Annotated in this window: 11 protein-coding genes and 1 pseudogene; 6 read left to right on the top strand and 6 right to left on the bottom strand. The window is 72.8% G+C overall.

Annotated elements, in window-relative coordinates; genetic code table 11:
- Nucleotides 1-150: 150 nt before the first annotated feature.
- Nucleotides 151-1,371 carry a multidrug effflux MFS transporter gene (locus ACIBTX_RS15585; RefSeq protein WP_396832710.1) on the bottom strand — a complete coding sequence of 407 codons (1,221 nt, stop codon included), beginning with the start codon at nt 1,369-1,371 and terminating at the stop codon, nt 151-153.
- Nucleotides 1,372-1,497: 126 nt separating this feature from the next.
- Here ACIBTX_RS15585 and ACIBTX_RS15580 point away from each other — a divergent pair, with 126 nt between their 5' ends.
- Complete coding sequence (locus tag ACIBTX_RS15580) at nt 1,498-2,973, top strand: helix-turn-helix domain-containing protein (RefSeq protein WP_396832633.1); 1,476 nt, start codon at nt 1,498-1,500, stop codon at nt 2,971-2,973.
- A 79-nt stretch (nt 2,974-3,052) separates the two neighbouring features.
- On the opposite strand, the gene ACIBTX_RS15575 is transcribed toward ACIBTX_RS15580, so the two are convergent.
- Both ACIBTX_RS15575 and ACIBTX_RS15570 read right to left on the bottom strand, forming a co-directional pair.
- The gene (locus ACIBTX_RS15575; RefSeq protein WP_357130005.1) at nt 3,053-3,502 is read right to left on the bottom strand and encodes a hypothetical protein; all 450 of its coding nucleotides are present in this window, start codon (nt 3,500-3,502) and stop codon (nt 3,053-3,055) included.
- A gap of 160 nt (nt 3,503-3,662) precedes the next feature.
- Nucleotides 3,663-3,770: pseudogene (locus ACIBTX_RS15570) on the bottom strand (acyl-CoA dehydrogenase family protein); the annotation flags it as partial.
- Nucleotides 3,771-4,060: 290 nt separating this feature from the next.
- Here ACIBTX_RS15570 and ACIBTX_RS15565 point away from each other — a divergent pair.
- The 3 genes from ACIBTX_RS15565 to ACIBTX_RS15555 are packed head-to-tail and all read left to right on the top strand — an operon-like array spanning nt 4,061 to nt 6,827.
- On the top strand, nt 4,061-4,345 hold the full coding sequence (locus ACIBTX_RS15565; protein WP_396832632.1) for a hypothetical protein: 285 nt from the start codon (nt 4,061-4,063) through the stop codon (nt 4,343-4,345).
- The gene (locus ACIBTX_RS15560) at nt 4,342-4,920 is read left to right on the top strand and encodes an RNA polymerase sigma factor (protein WP_357130014.1); all 579 of its coding nucleotides are present in this window, start codon (nt 4,342-4,344) and stop codon (nt 4,918-4,920) included. Before ACIBTX_RS15565 ends, ACIBTX_RS15560 begins: the two co-directional genes overlap by 4 nt.
- Entirely contained in the window at nt 4,917-6,827 is a 1,911-nt protein-coding gene (locus ACIBTX_RS15555; protein WP_357130016.1) for an EAL domain-containing protein, read from the top strand. The genes ACIBTX_RS15560 and ACIBTX_RS15555 overlap by 4 nt, the downstream gene beginning before the upstream one ends.
- 171 nt (nt 6,828-6,998) lie before the next feature.
- Here ACIBTX_RS15555 and ACIBTX_RS15550 read toward each other — a convergent pair whose 3' ends face one another.
- Nucleotides 6,999-8,168, bottom strand: a complete 1,170-nt coding sequence (locus ACIBTX_RS15550; protein ID WP_357174906.1) for an acyl-CoA dehydrogenase family protein — start codon at nt 8,166-8,168, stop codon at nt 6,999-7,001.
- A gap of 250 nt (nt 8,169-8,418) precedes the next feature.
- Between ACIBTX_RS15550 and ACIBTX_RS15545 the strand changes: the two genes are divergently transcribed.
- Both ACIBTX_RS15545 and ACIBTX_RS15540 read left to right on the top strand, forming a co-directional pair.
- A complete protein-coding gene (locus ACIBTX_RS15545; RefSeq protein WP_355048810.1) occupies nt 8,419-9,846 on the top strand; it encodes a UDP-glucose/GDP-mannose dehydrogenase family protein in 1,428 nt (475 codons plus the stop codon).
- Between the two features lie 150 nt (nt 9,847-9,996).
- The gene (locus tag ACIBTX_RS15540; RefSeq protein ID WP_363660154.1) at nt 9,997-14,907 is read left to right on the top strand and encodes an SCO7613 C-terminal domain-containing membrane protein; all 4,911 of its coding nucleotides are present in this window, start codon (nt 9,997-9,999) and stop codon (nt 14,905-14,907) included.
- Nucleotides 14,908-15,070: 163 nt separating this feature from the next.
- Here the strand turns inward: ACIBTX_RS15540 and purE are convergent, their stop codons facing one another.
- On the bottom strand, nt 15,071-15,562 hold the full coding sequence (gene purE / locus ACIBTX_RS15535; RefSeq protein ID WP_357130028.1) for a 5-(carboxyamino)imidazole ribonucleotide mutase: 492 nt from the start codon (nt 15,560-15,562) through the stop codon (nt 15,071-15,073).
- 31 nt (nt 15,563-15,593) lie between these two features.
- Nucleotides 15,594-16,769 (bottom strand): 5-(carboxyamino)imidazole ribonucleotide synthase, encoded by a 1,176-nt coding sequence (locus tag ACIBTX_RS15530; RefSeq protein ID WP_396832631.1) that lies wholly within the window; start codon nt 16,767-16,769, stop codon nt 15,594-15,596.
- Nucleotides 16,770-16,790: the final 21 nt, after the last annotated feature.

Below are 16,790 nucleotides of genomic sequence, written 5' to 3'. Positions count from 1 at the left end.
GTACGGGGCGGGGGGGGGGGGGGGGGGGGCCCCCCGCGGGGCCCCCCCCCCCCCGGGGGCCGCCGGCCCCCCCCCCCCCCCCCCCCCGCCCCGCGCGCGGGGGGGCGCCCCCCCCCCCCCCCCCCCCCGACCAGACCCGCGCGAACGCGACTAGTGCACGGCGACGGCCAGGTCCGGGTCGACCGCGCCGAGGGTGGCGCGGGGCACGACCAGGACCATGACCGCCAGCGCCGCGGCCATGCCGCCCGCGATGACGATCGCCATCGGTACGCTCCCCGTCCCGAACAGCCCGGCCAGGGGCGCGGACAGCGCGCCCACGCCGAACTGGACGGCGCCGAGCAGCGCCGCGGCCGTACCGGCGGCCTCGCTGTGCCGGCTCATGGCCAGCGCCGGCGCGTTCGGCAGGGCCAGACCGGCCGCGGCCAACACCAGCCACAGCGACGCGAGCAGGGTGCCCAGGCCCCCGATGCCGGTGGCGGCGAACAGCACCAGCAGCAGGCCGGCCGCCGTCCCGGCGACCAGGGCCAGGACGAGGATCTGCTGTGGCGTGTAGCGCCGCAGCAGCCGGACGTTGAACTGGGTGGCCCCGATCAGGCCCACCGCGCCGGCGCCGAAGGCCAGGCCGAACTGCTGCTCGTCGAGGCCGTACTCCCGCTGGAGGACGAAGGACGACCCGGAGACGTACGCGAACAGCGACGCCATGGCCAGCCCGGCGACCAGCACCAGACCGACGAAGGCCCGATCGCTCACCAGTCCTCGGTAGTCCCGCAGGGTCGCCGCGACGCCACCGTGCCGGCGGCGCGACACGTCGAGGGTCTCCGGCAGCTTCATGGCCGCGACGACGATCAGCAACGCGCCCAGTACGGCCAACGCCGCGAACACGCCGCGCCACTCGGTCCAGCGCAGCAGTCCGCTGCCCAGCGTCGGCGCGAGGACTGGGGCGAGCCCCATGACCAGCATCAACCGGGAGAAGATCCGCGCGAACGACGCGCCGCTGAACAGGTCGCGGACGACGGCCGTGGCGACCACGGTGGCGGCGGCGACGCCGAGGCCCTGCAGGACGCGTAGTGCGCCGAGCACGGCGATGTTGGGCGCGACGACGCACAGTACGGACGCCACGATGTGCGCGGCGAGGCCGGCGAGCAGCGGCAGGCGTCGGCCGACCACGTCGGAGACCGGCCCGATCAGCAACTGGCCCAGCGCGAGGCCGACCAACGTGCCGGTGAGCGTCAACTGCACGGCGGTCTCGGTGGTCTGCAGGCCGGTCGTGATGGCCGGCAGCGCCGGCAGGTACATGTCGATGGTCAGGGGGCCGATGGCGATCAACGCACCGAGCACGAGCACGAGTTGCGTGCGTTGGCGGTTGGTCATCAGGTCGCCGGGCAGCGCGTCCTGCTCGGGGGTGGGCTTCGCCAACTTGATCTCTCTCCGGGTGCGGAAGCGCCGTCATCGAGGTCGACGAGGCCGGGGCGGGGTGACTCTCCCGGCTGCAACGCCATGGAGGTGGATCAAGATTCCCGCGCGGCGCTCACGTACCCGGGGGAGCGGGCCCGCACCGGGTCGATCAGGTCCCGGTCCCCAGGCCACCCCCGCACCCTGGTAGCCGTCGTCTGCCGATCGAGGAATTCAATATCATTCCCTACTTTGGACGACTTACCGAGACAAGGGAGCGGCATGGCTCGGCACGAGCGGCCCGTAGATCCGACCGCTGGACCGTTGTCGTCTTTCGCCCATGAGCTACGAAAGTTACGTGTCGAAGCCGGCAACCCCACCTACCGGCGATTGGCCGAGATCGCCGGCTACAGCGCCTCGACCCTCTCCGCCGCGGCCAGCGGAATCCGGCAACCCAGCCTCGACGTGCTGCTCGCGTACGTCGGGGCCTGCGGCGGGGACACCGCCCAGTGGAGGCAGCGTTGGCTCGAACTGGACGAGGAGCTGCGGGCCACCGGTTCGGCCGGCGCACCAGCCGACCCGGCGAGGGCAGCGACACCGGACTCGACGCCGGCCGGGCCGATCACGACGCCTCTCGCCGAGTCACCGTCCGCTGTGCCTGCCGGGGATCCACCCGTCCCGGCTACCGGTGAGCCAACCGGCGCCAGCGGCGCAGCCGGACCGACCCACGACCGGCCCGCGAGCCCCCCGCGGCACCGGAAACTCCGACGGCGACTGGTGCTGGCGGCGGTGGCGGTCGCCAGCCTCGCCGGTACGGTCGCCGTGGTGCCGATGACCCAGCTGAAATGGCCGGCCAGCGGGGCGACGGCGGCTGGCACGACGACCACCACAGCCTGCCCGGCGACCAACACGGACGCCGCCTTCACCGCCGTCACCTACGGCAGTGGCGTGCATGTCCGGGGCGAGCCCCGCCGCGACCAGGGCATCCTCTACACCATTCAGCCCGGCTGCGTGATCGGGCTCACCGGCTACTGCCTGGGTGAGCGGATCGCCGACTCCACCTCCCAGACCCCCGACATCCGCTGGTTCAGCCTGGCCGACGGTGGACTGATCGCCTCCGGGGTGGTGCACGGCAACCCACCCCCGGGCCTGGAACCGTCCCGCTGCCGGGGCGACCGACCCGGGCCGGCCGCGATCGCCCTGGCGATCGCCCCCGATGTGACCGGCCCGGGTGGGTGGCGGCTGAGCGCGACCGGCACGCACGTGGAGATCGTCGGCTTCGCCGCCTACTACGCGGACGACCCCGCGCTGCCGGCGGAGCGCCGCTGGCACCAGATCGGAATGACCGGATTGGCCGCCCCGCCGTTCGACCTCGTCTGGAAGCTCGACCGCCGGTCCGGGCAACCCGGATCCACTGCCGAAATCCCGGTGGCCGCGGTCGCCTGTCTCGGCGGTGGCGCGCCGACCGACGTGCTCGACGTGCGGGTGGCCCGCCCCGACGGCTCCAGCACCGCCGAGGCCCTGCCGCTCGCCGCCGACCAGAGGCTCGCCGCCCGCCGTACCGCCTGCCTCTACCCCTGACGGGGGCGTACGCGGACGGACACCACCGGTGGCCCGGCGGGACGGATCCCACCGGGCCACCGGTTCGGCGTCACCGAACTCAACAGCCCTGGCGACCGGAGTGGATCCAGTAGGTGGTGCCGGCCCAGTCCATCTCGCCGTACGCGTCGACGCAGTTGTTCGCCGTGCCGGTCACTCCGCGCGGACCGGCGTAGTACAGGTAGTCGGCGTTGTCCTTGGTGGAGATCGCGGTGGCGGTGCACGAGCCGGTGCCGGAGGTCTCCGCGCACCGGGCGATCTGCACGGAGGTCCGCGCCGAGGAGCCGTACGCCGCGCCGCGGTGGTACATGCAGGCGCTGTTCGTGCCGCCGTTGGTGCTGTTGTAGTAGATGACCAGCTCGGCAACGGGCTTGCTCGGCGGGTACGCGTAGCTGTAGGTGACCGTGCCCGAGCAGGCCACCGCCGCCTGCGACGGGGCTGCCGTGACGACCAGCACCGTGCCGAAGGTCAGCAACGCCAGCAGCGCTCCGAACGCCTTGCGCAGCATCATGACTTCCACTCCTCCGGGACGGGGTTGGTTGAGAGCCGTCCCGCCGTCAACTTCTACGGAAGAGCGAAGTTGATCGCCGCTGACGAAGGCACCGATCAATCAATCCCGCACAACGCCGAACAACCGCGTACCGCGTCGCCGGGCCGGCTGATCGGCGCTGTCAGCCCTTCAGGAGTTGCCGCGCCATGACGACCCGCTGCACCTGGTTGGCGCTTTCGTAGCTCTGGGTGATCTTGGCGTCCCGCATCATCCGCTCGACCGGGTAGTCGCCCCGAGTCGGGGAAGGCATCGGGATTAACCGAGTCGCGATTTTCGCTTAATGCAATTCCCATTTCCGGTCGAGCACCATCAGCCGCAGCTCGACTACAGAGCGCTATATTCGCGTTTCCGCCGTCACGCGCCCGAACGGACCCTCTATTGTGGCCGAACGGTGGAATAGATACAGCTCAGAGCCACGAGTCGATCATGCGTACAGATTCCACGAGCATCCCCATCTACATTCCGCCCTTCCACAGAGAGTTATATGCGGAAAGGCCACTACGGATGCGTGAGGCGAGGATGATCGATCAATTGCGAGGGCTTGTTCCCGACAGCTCGACCGCAGTGGTTCTGGGACTGGTGGCCGGGGCGGTGATCGGGCTGGTCCGCGCCTACCTCCGGCACCGCACCCGGCTCCACGCGGAGCGGGAGCTGTCCGCACGGACAGCGGCCCGGGCGGCGGGCTTGATCACCCTGGTCAGCGGTCGCCACGAGAACATCACGGTCGACGAGCGGGACCGTGACGGGCACCGCGTCGTGGAGCTACGTGGACCTCGACAGACCAGCGACAAGGAGGCGGCGTGAACCGGAACAGTTCTGCCGCGGCCCGCGCCGCAACCCGCTCGCCCGAACCCACCCCGGCCGAGCTGGAGGCGTCCTTCACGGCCTTCTGCGACGACAACTTCCTGCGGGTCGAGCGCTTCCTGCGGGCCCGCTGCGCCAATCGGGACCTCGTCGACGAGGCGGTCCAGGAGACATTCATCACCACTCGGGCCAAGTGGGCGCAGATCCGCACCTTCGAGAAGCCCCTGGCCTGGGTGCTCAAGACGGCGCGGCACAAGCTCCAGGGGCAGCAGAGCCGGCGAAGCCGGACCAGCACTACCACGACGAACCTGGACGAGGTGCCCCCCGAGTTCCTCACCCAGCCGACCGACCCTCGGGAGGCGGACGAGTTGCTCGTCGCGTGGCTGCAGCAACTGCCGCCCCGGCAGGCGGAGGTGTTCGTCCTCTTCTTCGACGGCTGGCGGGACCTCGACATCGCCAGGATGCTGGGTCTCGCCCACACCACCGTTCGCGCCTACAAGCAGCAGGCGCGTCAGCATCTGCAGCGCCTCGCGGAACAGGCCGGTTTCAACAAGCCCACGGGGAGGTCATCGTGAACCTCGACGACGTCCTGGCACTCGCGGCCGAACGTGCTCCCACTCCCCTCGAACGCGCGCGCGCCCGACGCGCCAGCCGGCAGATCCAGCAGGCCTACGCCCACGCCGTGACGGCCGGGCGGGATCTCGTCGTGGATGTCGACCCGCACGACCCGCTGAACGCCGACGCCGACGCCGACGAAGCCGCCCGGATCGCCCGCGCGGCACAGCTGGCGAAGTTGGGCACCATCACCTGGATCTCCGCCACCGGAGAGATCTCCTGGTCCGACGAGATGTCACTGATCCTCGGCTGTGCCCCCGGCACGATCCGACCCTCCGCCGATCTGCTGTTCGAGCTGGTCCATCCCGAGGACGCGCACGCCGTTCGTCGGACCATCCACCTGGCGTGGCGGGAGCAGACGGTCAAGGAGACGACGTATCGGGTGGTCCGACCGGACGGGGCGACCAGGTACGTGCACTGCTACATCGAGGTCCTGATCGACCGGTTCGACCGGCCGCACGGCATCATCGGCACCGGTCAGGACGTCACCGACCTGGAGCTGGCCCGCCAGGAGCGGGACCGGCTCGCCCGCCGGTGCGAGACCGCACGCACCGAACTGATCAGCCGCGACCCGGCCACCGGCCTGCTGACCCGCCCGCGCTTCGCCGACGAGGTTGACCGGACCCAACGCGGCGGGTCGGGGGCCCTGCTCGTGGTGGCCGCCGAGCCACTGAACCTACCGATCTCCGGGCACGACCACGCGACCCAGGATCGGCTCGCCGCCGCGATAGCCGGTGTGGTGAAGAACGTGGCCCGCCGGACCGCCGTGTGCGGGCTCGTCGGCCCGGGCGAGTTCGGCGTGCTGCTACAGAACACCACGATGCGGTCGGCCACGACCATCGCGGAGAGCATCATCGACAGCCTGCGCAGTCACGCGTTCGTCGTCGGCCAGGACCGGGAACGGGTACGCCTCGACGCCTGGGGCGGTCTCGTCCGGTACCAGGACGGCGACGACAGTAGCGGCTTCGACCTGCTGGTGGACGCGGAGAGCGCGTGGCGACAGGCCAAGCGAGAGCAGGTGCCACTGACCGTGCTGCGACAGCCGGCCCGTCCCGAGGACCGGCAGGAGACCTGCCGGAGCCGAATCCGGGCGGCGGTCGCCGGCAACAGTTTCACGCTCTACGCCCAGCCGATTCTCGACCTCAGCCTCAACCAGATCACCCGCCAGGAGATCCTGCTCCGCGTCCTCGACGGCACGGGCCAGCCGGTACCGCCGTCGGCGTTCCTGGACGTCGCCGAACGGGTCGACGAGATCTGGCCGATAGACCGCTGGGTCATCGACCACACCATGGAGCTGATCGCCCACGGACCACGAACCTCGCACTACCAGGTGAACGTCTCGGGCCGGTCGCTCGGCGATCCGCACCTGTTGGAGCATGTCCACGAGGTCATGAAGCGGCACGTCATCGACCCCTCCCAGGTCACCTTCGAGATCACCGAGACGGCGTTGATCGGTAACCTGACGCAGGCGATCGACTTCGCCTGCGGGATCCGGGACATCGGCTGTCGGCTGGCCCTGGACGACTTCGGCTCCGGATACGGCACATTCACGCACCTGAAGTACTTCCCGATCGACCTGGTAAAGATCGACGGCGACTTCATCAGCAAGATCGAGGAGTCCCGTCCCGACCAGGTGATCGTCCAGTCCTTCGTCGACATGTGCCGGGGGCTGGGGATCCGGACCGCCGCCGAGTTCGTCCAGAGCGAGGCCACCCTGCGCCTGCTGCGCGACTACGGGGTGGACTTCGCCCAGGGCTACGCCGTCGGCAAGCCGACCCCGGTCGGCAACCCGCACCGGGCCCTGCTGGACTCCGCCGAGATCGAGACGGCCGGGCTGGGCGCCGCGTTGCGAACGGCGATCGGATGACGGGCCGCACCGGCGACCGTCGCGGGACGGATCGGCAGCGCCACCGACCGCCGCGTCCGGGCACGGCGGTCGGGGCGCGGCGGTCGGGGCGCAGACAGGCCGGGGCGCGGACAGGCCGGCGCGCGGACAGGCCGGGGCGCGGACAGGCCGGCCAGGGACCCGAGGCAGGTCCTAGACGACGTTGGCGAGGAGTTGCCGCGCCATGACGATCCGCTGGACCTGGTTGGTGCCCTCGTAGATCTGGGTGATCTTGGCGTCCCGCATCATCCGCTCGACCGGGTAGTCCCGCGTGTAGCCGTAGCCGCCGAGCAACTGCACCGCGTCGGTGGTGATCTCCATGGCGGCATCGGAGGCGAAGCACTTCGCCGCCGCGCCGAAGTAGGTCAGGTCGGCGTCGCCCCGCTCGGACTTGCCGGCGGCGGCGTACGTGAGCTGCCGGGCCGCCTCCAGCTTCATGCCCATGTCGGCGAGCATGAACTGGATGCCCTGGAACTCGGCGACCGACTTGCCGAACTGCCGGCGCTCGGCGACGTACCCCTTGGCGTAGTCGAGCGCGCCCTGCGCGATCCCGACGGCCTGCGCGGCGATGGTGACCCGGGTGTGGTCCAGGGTCTTCATGGCGGTGGCGAAGCCGGTGCCCTCCGCGCCGATCATCCGGTCGGCGGGGATCCGCACGTTGTCCAGGTAGACCTCGCGGGTCGGCGAGCCCTTGATGCCGAGCTTCTTCTCCGGCGCGCCGAAGCTCACCCCCGGGTCGGACTTCTCGACCACGAACGCCGAAATGCCCCGGGAGCGGGCGGCGGGGTCGGTGACGGCGAAGACGGTGTAGAACTCGGAGACGCCGGCGTTGGTGATCCACCGCTTCACACCGTTGAGCACCCAGTGATCCCCGTCACGCACCGCGCGGGTGGTCATCGACGCGGCGTCGCTGCCGGCCTCCGGCTCGGAGAGGCAGTACGAGAACATGGCATCGCCCGCCGCGACCGGCGTCAGGTAGCGGCGCTTGATCTCGTCGGAGCCGGCCAGCAGCAGCGGCATCGTGCCGAGCTTGTTCACCGCCGGGATCAGTGAGGAGGACGCGCAGGCGCGCGCCACCTCTTCGATCACGATGGCGGTGGCCAGGGCGTCCGCGCCCGCGCCGCCGTACTCCTCGGGGATGTGCGGGGCGTGGAAGTCGGCGGCCCGCAGCGCGTCGTAGGACGCCTTCGGGAACTCCCCGGTCTCGTCGGCCTCGGCGGCGTGCGGCGCCACCTTGGCGGCGCAGACCTCCCGGACCGCCTCCCGGATCGCCTCGTGCTCCTCGGGCAACCGGTAGACGTCGAACGACTCCCCTGCGGCCATGTCGGCCCCTCCCCTTCACCGCTATCATGCGCAGTCTGTGGCCTCCCCTGACCGCCGACCGCGCAGACTGAAGGATAGCGACTGCAGTTCAGGTGATGTTACCGGCGCGTAGGTATGGGCATGACGGAGCACCCGCGCCGCTGGGCGATGATGGAAGGCAGACAGTGAGCCACCCCTCCGGTGCCCGCCCAGGCGCCGCAGCAGAATGCGACGCGACGACGCGCCGCCAGTGCGAGCGGAGAAGACAGGCGTGACGATCCCCTACCCCACCATCCAGCCGACCCCCGCCATCGCCGCGGTGACGCCGCCCTCGGGCGCGTCTCGGCCGCGGGTGACGTTCCTGGGGACCGGTTACCTCGGTGCGACGTACGCCATCTGCTACGCCGAGCTGGGCTACGAGGTGCTCGGCTTCGACGTCGACGCGGACAAGATCGCGATGCTGAACGCCGGCGAGGTGCCGATCCACGAGCCCGGCCTGGACGAGCTGCTCAAGCGCAACCTCGCCGCCGGCCGGCTGCGGTTCTCGACCGACATCGCGGAGACCGCCGACTTCGGTGACGTGCACTTCATCTGCGTCGGCACCCCGCAGCGGGCCGACGGGATGGGCGCCGACCTGTCGTACGTCGAGGCGTCGGTGACCGGCCTCGCCCAGCACCTGACCCGCAAGGCGCTGATCGTGGGCAAGTCGACCGTGCCGGTGGGCACCGCCGAGTGGGTCGAGCAGCTCGTCGGCAAGCACACCCCGGACGACCTGGGCGTCGAGGTGGCGTGGAGCCCCGAGTTCCTCCAGGAGGGCTTCGCCGTCGACGACGTGCTGCGACCCAACCGGATCGTGGTCGGCGTCAAGAGCGAGTGGGCCAACGGCATGCTCTACGCCGCGCACAAGGGCGTCTTCGACCTGGCCGCCACCGAGGACCGCGAGGTGCCCCTGGTGGTCACCGACTTCGCCACGGCCGAGCTGGTCAAGGTCGCGGCGAACGCCTTCCTGGCCACCAAGATCTCCTTCATCAACGCCATGGCCGAGGTCTGCGAGGCCAGCGGCGGCGACGTCACCCAGCTCGCTCGGGCCATCGGCTACGACCCCCGCATCGGCAACCGCTTCCTCCAGGCCGGCCTCGGCTTCGGCGGCGCCTGCCTGCCCAAGGACATCCGCGCCTTCCAGGCCCGCGCGCAGGAGCTGGGCGCGGGCGAGGCACTGCGCTTCCTGCACGAGGTCGACCTGATCAACCTGCGTCGCCGGACCCGCGTGCTCCAGCTCGCCGCGGACCTGCTCGGCCGCCGCTCCGGGCCGGCCGGTCCGGACTTCTCCGGCACCCGGATCGCCGTGCTGGGCGCGACCTTCAAGCCCAACACCGACGACGTCCGCGACGCCCCGGCGCTCGCCGTCGCCGCACTGTTGCAGAAGGCCGGGGCCGACGTCCACGTGTACGACCCGCAGGGCACCGAGAACGCCCGCCGCGCGGTGCCCGAGCTGACCTACGAGCCCGGGATCAACGAGGCGGTCGCCGACGCCGACCTGGTCTGCGTCCTCACCGAGTGGGCGGACTTCCGCAACGCCGACCCGGTCGCCCTGGGCGAGCTGGTCCGCGGCCGCAAGGTCGTCGACGGGCGCAACTGCCTCGACTCGGCACTGTGGACCCAGGCCGGCTGGGAGTACCGGGGTATGGGCCGTCCCTGACGATCCACCACTCACCGGCCGGCCGCGACGCACCCTTGGCGGCCGGCCGGTGATGTTGTTTGCCCCGGACCCGCCGACAAGTGTCGAAATCCGCGCCAGCTTTGGGCATGCTGCGACAGTGGGAGTCCACAGTGCGGGTGGAGGGGTGTCGTGGCGACCTTTCAGTGCTCCTCGTGCGGCCGGGAGATCAAGCCGGCCGTGCACTGCCCCCATTGCGGGGCCGACCAGCCGCAGTGGGTCGAGCATCTGGCGGACATCGAGCGCTCGATCGCGGAGATGAAGAGGCGCGACGCCGCAATCGCCAGCGAGCAGCGGCAGATCGCCGCCAAGATGCAGGCCGCGCTCTTCCAGCGGGACATCCTCGCCCACGCCGGTGAGGAACGGATCAAGCAGGCGACCCGACCCCGCCGGGTGCTGCGCCGCCGCCCCGGTCGCCGTCCGCCGACGGCCAGCCCCGGCACCGGCACCGCCGCACCGCCGCCCCGGGTTCCACGCCAGGGCACGCCGCCCGTTCCGGAGGACCCGCCGCCGCCCCCGCCCCGGCCGTCCTGGCTGGACGCCGACGATCCCGAACACCCGCCGGAGGCGTCCAGCCGGGAGGTGCAGAACATCCCGCTCGGGCTGGGCGCGCTGCTGCTCGCCGTGGCCGCGGTGGTCTTCGCCGCGGTGGCGACCAGCTCGATGGACGCGCTGGCCCGCCTCGGCGTCCTGCTGCTCGCCACCGCGCTGATGCTGCTCGCCCCGCCGGCGCTGGCGCGACGCGGGCTCACCTCCACCGCGGAGACGATCTCGGCGGTGGGTCTGCTGCTCGTGCCGCTGGCCGGCTATGCGCTCTGGGCGGTGGACCGGATCGGCAGCGGCACCTCGGGCGCCGTCTTCGCCGGGTTGATCTTCGCGGCCACCGCCGCCGTGTCCGTCGGCTACGCCGCCTGGACGGGTCTGCGCGCACCCCGCTTCGCGACCGTGGTCGCCGCGCAGCCGGTCCTGCCGCTGCTCGCGTACGACCGGATCACCGGGCCGGGTGGCTGGGCGCTGGTGCTGACCCTGGTGGCCCTGCTCGACCTCTGGTTGGCCCGCTCGCCGATCGTGGTGGAGCGCGCCCCCGGGCAGGACCTGCCGCAGCCGGCTCGGCCGTCGACGACGCCGCGCCAGCGCGACGCCGAGGCCCGACCGGAGGGCGACCCGGAGGAGGCCGGCGAGGTGGTCGACGTTGGCGCGGGCGCCGACGACACCCCCTCCGTCCGCCCGGTGCCCGGACTGCGCGAGCTGACCTGGTCGCTGCACGCGGTGGCCGTCGCGGTCGCCCTGGCGTACGCGGTCACCGCGCTGCTGCGGGCACAGGCCGTGCCGACGGCGACCGGCGCCGGGCTGGTGCTGCTGCTGGCCGCCGCCGTCGGGCTGGCCGGCGCGTTGGTGCTGCGCCGCCCACCGCTGCCCGACGTGGCGGCCGGCATCGTCACCCTGGCCGTGATCGGCGCGTTCGGCCGGGTCGCCTCCGTCGCCCTGCCCGGCCAGGCGTTGCTGCTGATCGCGGCGGTGATCACGGCGACCGGCCTCGCGGTACGCGCGATCCCCGAGGCCGCCCGCCGCGGCCCACAGATCGCCTCGGCGGTAGCGCTCACCGTCAGCGGGCTGATGGTCGCCGGAGGCGCCCTGCGGGCCGGCGTCGCCCCCGTCCGGGCAGCACTGCCCGCCTGGGACGCCGACCTGGACCGGCACGCCGCCGAGCTGGCCGCCGCCGTCGGCCCGACCACGTGGCAGCTCGCCGCCGCCGCGTTCCTGCTCACCATTGCCGCGATGCTGGCCCTGCCACCGGAGATCCGCCGCGAGTTCGCGGTCGCCGGAGCCGCGCTGACGGCGCTCGCCGTGCCGGCGTCGTTCGGCCTCGGTTGGGCGGCCGCCCCCTGGCCGATGGTGATCACCGCGATCGGCATCGGTGTCATCGGCCTCTCCGCGCGTACCCCCCGGGCCGCCCTGGCCCACGGAGTCGGCGCCGCCGTGGTGGGCCTGTTCGGCGCGGGCGCAGGCCTGTCCCGGCCCGCGCTCACGGCCGCGGTCCTGCTCGCCCTCTTCGCGGCCGGCGCGCTGGTCGCGTTGGCGCCCCGGGTCCGGATCGCCTCGGCCGCCGCCGAGACGGTCACCGCCTGGGCCGCCGGAGGCGCGGCCTTCGCGCTGCCCGGCGCGGTGGCCGCGTTCGTGGCCGCCACCGTCCCCGTCGACGACACTCCCACCCCGGCCAGCCTGCGCGAGGCGACCGTCCCGGTGCTCGCGGCGAGCTTCCTGGCCGTCTGCGTGACCCTCGGGTACGCCGCGATGGTGCAGGTCTCCCAGCGGCGCATCCCGGTGCCCCTGCCGGTCGGCACCGGGATGGGCGCGCTCGTCGTCACCGCCGCCGCCTTCGGCGCGCCCGGCGCCACCGTCGCCGACGCGTGGGTCGGGGCGCTCCTGCTGATCGCCGCGGTGCTGCTCTTCCTGGCCCCCTCGATCGACGCCGGCCGCCGCTCCGACCTGACCCTGGACGGCTCGGACCTGGCCGCCGCGGCGGTGACCACCGCACTGATCGCCACGATGGTGCGGATCGCCGCGGTCCTCGCCCCGGGTGGGCAGTTGGCGGTGGCCGCCGGCCTGGTCCTGGTCGTCGCCGTGGCCGCCCGCGCCATGCCCGAGGAGTGGCGACGCGGCCCGATCCTCGGCATCGCCGTCGGCGGCGTACTCATCGGGGTGCTCGCCGGTTGGACAGCGCTGCGCGGCGGCGTGGGCGTGCTGGCCACGCCCGGACCGATCTGGAACGGCGACCTGAGCAACTGGCCGGCGGCGCCGACCGGCGGCTCGACCTGGCAGGCGCCGATCGCGCTGCTGCTGCTGGCCGTCGCCGCCGGCGTCCTGCTGCCACCGCCCTGGCGCTGGGACGCGTCCGGCGTGGCCGTGGTGCTCGCCACCATCGGCGCGCCGGCCGCGTTCGACCTGCCCTGGTGGTCGCCGGTGCTGGTCGGGGCCATGGTCGCCACCGTCTTCGGGATGGCGGCGGTGGCCACCGAGGAGCCCCGGGCCGGGCTGTCCCGGGCCACCGTGGCCGGGGTGGTCGCGCTGCACGGGGCCGGCGCCGGTCTGGTCCGCCCGTGGACCACCGCGCTCGCGCTGGGCAGCATCGCGCTGATCGGTGTCGTCGTCGCCACGCTGGCCCGCGTCCTCGCCCGGCCCCAGGTGACCGACCTGGAGACCGAGGGCATGCCGCCGCACCTGGCGCAGATCGGCGGCGCGGCGGCCGGTGCCGCGCTGCTGGCGTTGCCGGGCGCGGTGGCGGCGCTGGCCGTCGAGTTCCAGCACTCGGCGCAGGTGGTGCTGACCGCCGCGCTGGCCGCGTCGAGCCTCGGTCTGGCCGGTGTGGCCGCCGTACGCCGGTACGTGCCGCAGTACCTGCCCTGGGTCAGTGTGGCCGTGGTCGGCGGGGCGAGCATCAGTGCCCTCGCCGCCATCCCGACCGGCCTGCCCGTAGGGGTCTACGCGGCCGCCGCCGCGCTGCTCGGTGTCCTCGCCGAGCTGATCCGTGCGGCGACCGTACCGCCCACCGCCGCCGCCCAGCCGGTCCGACGCTGGGCGGTGCTGCTCGACGGCGCGCTGCGCCGGCTGCCGGACGACCCGGATCGGCGGCGGTGGCGGGTCAGCCCCTCGGCCGGCGCGCTCGCGGCCGCCGCCCTGCCGACCGCCCTGGCCCTCGTCTCGATCGCGCCCGCGCTGGTCTTCGCCCTGGTCGAGCCGCAGCGCACGTTGAACCGGATCTGGCAGGGTCCGCCGCCGGAACTGCTCACCCCACCGCCGGACCTGGTCAATCCGACCCACGTGCTGACCGCGCTGCTGCTCACCGCGACGGCGGCCCTGGCCGCCACCGGTTTCAGCGGCGGACGGCGGTCCCGTGCCGTACCGGTGGTGCTCCCCGGCGCGGCCGTCACGCTGCTGATCGCGCCCATCGCGCTGGGCAGCAGGTGGCCGGCGAGCACGCTCGCCGCGCTGTCCGTGTTCACCATCTCCATGCTCGGTCTCGCCCTGACCCCGCCACCGCCGCTCGTCGAGCCGGCCCGTTCGTTGCGGCTGGCCCGGGTGCTCGTGTTCGTCATCGGTCTGGCCGCCGGTGGCGCCGGCCTGGCCGGCAGCCTGGCCGAGGAGCAACTGACCCTGTTCACCCTCGGCGGCGCGGTGGGCGTGGGCGTGGTGGCGGCCCTGTTCGGCACCACCCAGCGCGCCCGGATCCTCGGCTGGCTGTTCGCCTCGGTCATGGCTCAGCTCTTCGTGCTCACCGCCGGCCTGATCGCCGGGCTGGCCCCGGTCTGGTCCGCGTTCGGGGTGCTCGCCGTCGGCGCGGTCCTCCAGGTGCTCGCGGCGACCCTGCCCCAGCTGCGCCGCCCCGAGGCACAGCGCGAGGCGGCCACCGTGCAGTGGACCGGGTACGCCGCGGCCCTGATCGCGCTGGCGCTCGCCTTCGACTCGCCACGGCACATCGCCGCCCTGCTGGCCGCCTGGGGCGCCGTCCTCGGGGTGGCGGCGACCCGGCCCGGCCGGCGGCCCGTGGAGCGCCGGATCCTCTTCTGGGCGGTGGTGTTCTGCGAGATAACCGCCTGGTGGATCCTCATGCGCGTCGCCGACGTGGCGCTGCCCGAGGCGTACACGCTGCCGTTCGCCGCGCTGGCCCTGCTGGTCGGCGTGCTGGAACTGCGCCACCGGCCGGACCTGAGCAGCTGGGTGGCGTACGGGCCGGCGCTGGTCGCCGCATTCCTGCCGACCCTGGCGATCGTGCTCGCCACCGAGTCCAGCACGCTGCGGCAGATGCTGCTGCTGCTCGGTGCGGTGGCGGTGCTGATCTTCGGCTCGTCCAGCCGGCAGCAGGCACCGGTGATCGTCGGCGCGTCGGTCACCGCGATCGCCGCCATCCACGCGCTGTTCAGCCTGGGCCCGTGGCTGGTGCTGATCCCCGTGGGCATCCTGCTGCTCGTCCTCGGGGCCAGCAACGAACGCCGTCGTCGCGCCCAGGAACGCCTCCAGACCGCGCTACGCGGCATGAGGTGAAACCGGAGGGTCACGGCGGCGTGCGTGAGCGTGCCGGGTTCGTCGGTGGCCTCTCCGCGATCTTGCACTTTCTGTCGCCGCAAAGTTGGGCAAATGCCGCTTAGCGACCACCGAAAGTGCAAGATCGCGGAGGTGGTTGGGTGCGGGGCGCGGGGTGTGCGGGTTAGGGCAGGGTGGCCTGGAGGGCCGCGTCCTTGGTCTTGATGAGGTTCTCCAGGTCCTGCTGGTAGGTGGCCATCCGGGTGCGCAGCGTCTCGTCGGACGCGCCGAGGATCCGAACGGCCAGCAGGCCGGCGTTGCGGGCGTTGCCGATCGACACGGTGGCCACCGGAATCCCCGCCGGCATCTGCACGATGGACAGCAGCGAGTCCATGCCGTCGAGGTGCTTCAGCGGCACCGGCACGCCGATCACCGGCAACGGGGTCACCGAGGCGACCATGCCCGGCAGCGCGGCGGCGCCACCGGCACCGGCGATGATCACCTTCAGCCCTCGGTCGGCCGCCTCACGCCCGTAATCGATCATCGCGACCGGGGTCCGGTGTGCCGAGATGACCCGCACCTCGTACGACACCTCGAAGTCGTCGAGCACCTCGGCGGCGGCCCGCATGGTCGGCCAGTCCGAGTCGCTGCCCATGATCAGCCCAACCGTGGTCACCGGAGTCCTCCTTGGTTCGCGGCCACCCGGGTCACTCGTGCCCCACCTGGAGCCAACGCACGGCCCGCGCCGCCCGTGCCCGTACGTCGTCCAGGTCGTCACCGAGCACGGTGACGTGCCCGATCTTGCGACCGGGGCGTACCTGCTTGCCGTAGAGGTGCACCTTCGCCCCCGGCTCGGCGGCGAAGAGGTGGTGCAGCCGCTCGTCGACCGACATCCCGTCCGGTTCGCCGCCGAGGACGTTCGCCGACACGACGACCGGCGCGGTCAGCGCGGTGTCGCCCATCGGGTAGTCCAGCACCGCCCGCACGTGCTGCTCGAACTGCGAGGTCCGGGCACCCTCGATGGTCCAGTGCCCCGAGTTGTGCGGACGCATCGCCAGCTCGTTGACCACGATCGCGGGTCGACCGGCGTCGTCGCGCACCTCGAAGAGTTCCACGGCGAGCAGCCCGACCACACCGAGCGCGGTGGCCAGGTCGATGGCGAGCTGCTGGGCGGAGACTGCCAGCTCCTCGTCGAGACCGGGCGCCGGGGCCAGCACCTCGACGTTGATGCCGTCCCGCTGGACCGTCTCGACCACCGGGTACGCGGCCACCTGGCCGAACGGCGAGCGGGCCACCTGCACGGCGAGTTCGCGGCGCAGCGGCACCCGCTCCTCGACGATCAGCCGGGTGCCACCCGCGAGCAGTGTCGCGGCCAGCTCGGCGGCCTTGGTGGCGTCGTCCACCATCCAGACGCCCCGACCGTCGTAGCCGCCCCGAGCCGCCTTGAGCACCACCGGCCAGCCGACCTGCTCGCCGAACCCGACCAGGTCGGCGGGGTCGCCGACCGGCCGCCAGACCGGGTTGGGCGCACCCAGCTCGGTGAGGCGTTCCCGCATGACCTGCTTGTCCTGGGCGTGCAGCAGCGCGTCCGCCGGCGGGTACAGGGTCACCCCTTCGGCCGCCAGCGTGCGGATGTGCTCGTTGGGCACGTGCTCGTGGTCGAAGGTGACCACGTCGCAGCCCTTGGCGAAGGTGCGCAGGGCGGCCAGGTCGGTGTGGTCCCCGTACTGGACGTCGGCGGCGACCAGCGCCGCGCCGTCGTCGGGGGCGCTCGCGAGCACACGCAGTGACTGGCCGAGGGCGATCGCGGCCTGATGGGTCATCCGGGCCAACTGGCCGCCACCCACCATGCCGACAACAGGCAGACCGGTACGGGAATCCATAGCGCGGCCAGCCTACCGGTG

The organism is Micromonospora sp. NPDC049359, from assembly GCF_044466585.1.
Classification (GTDB): domain Bacteria; phylum Actinomycetota; class Actinomycetes; order Mycobacteriales; family Micromonosporaceae; genus Micromonospora.
This window is presented reverse-complemented; position numbering and strand designations above follow the sequence as displayed.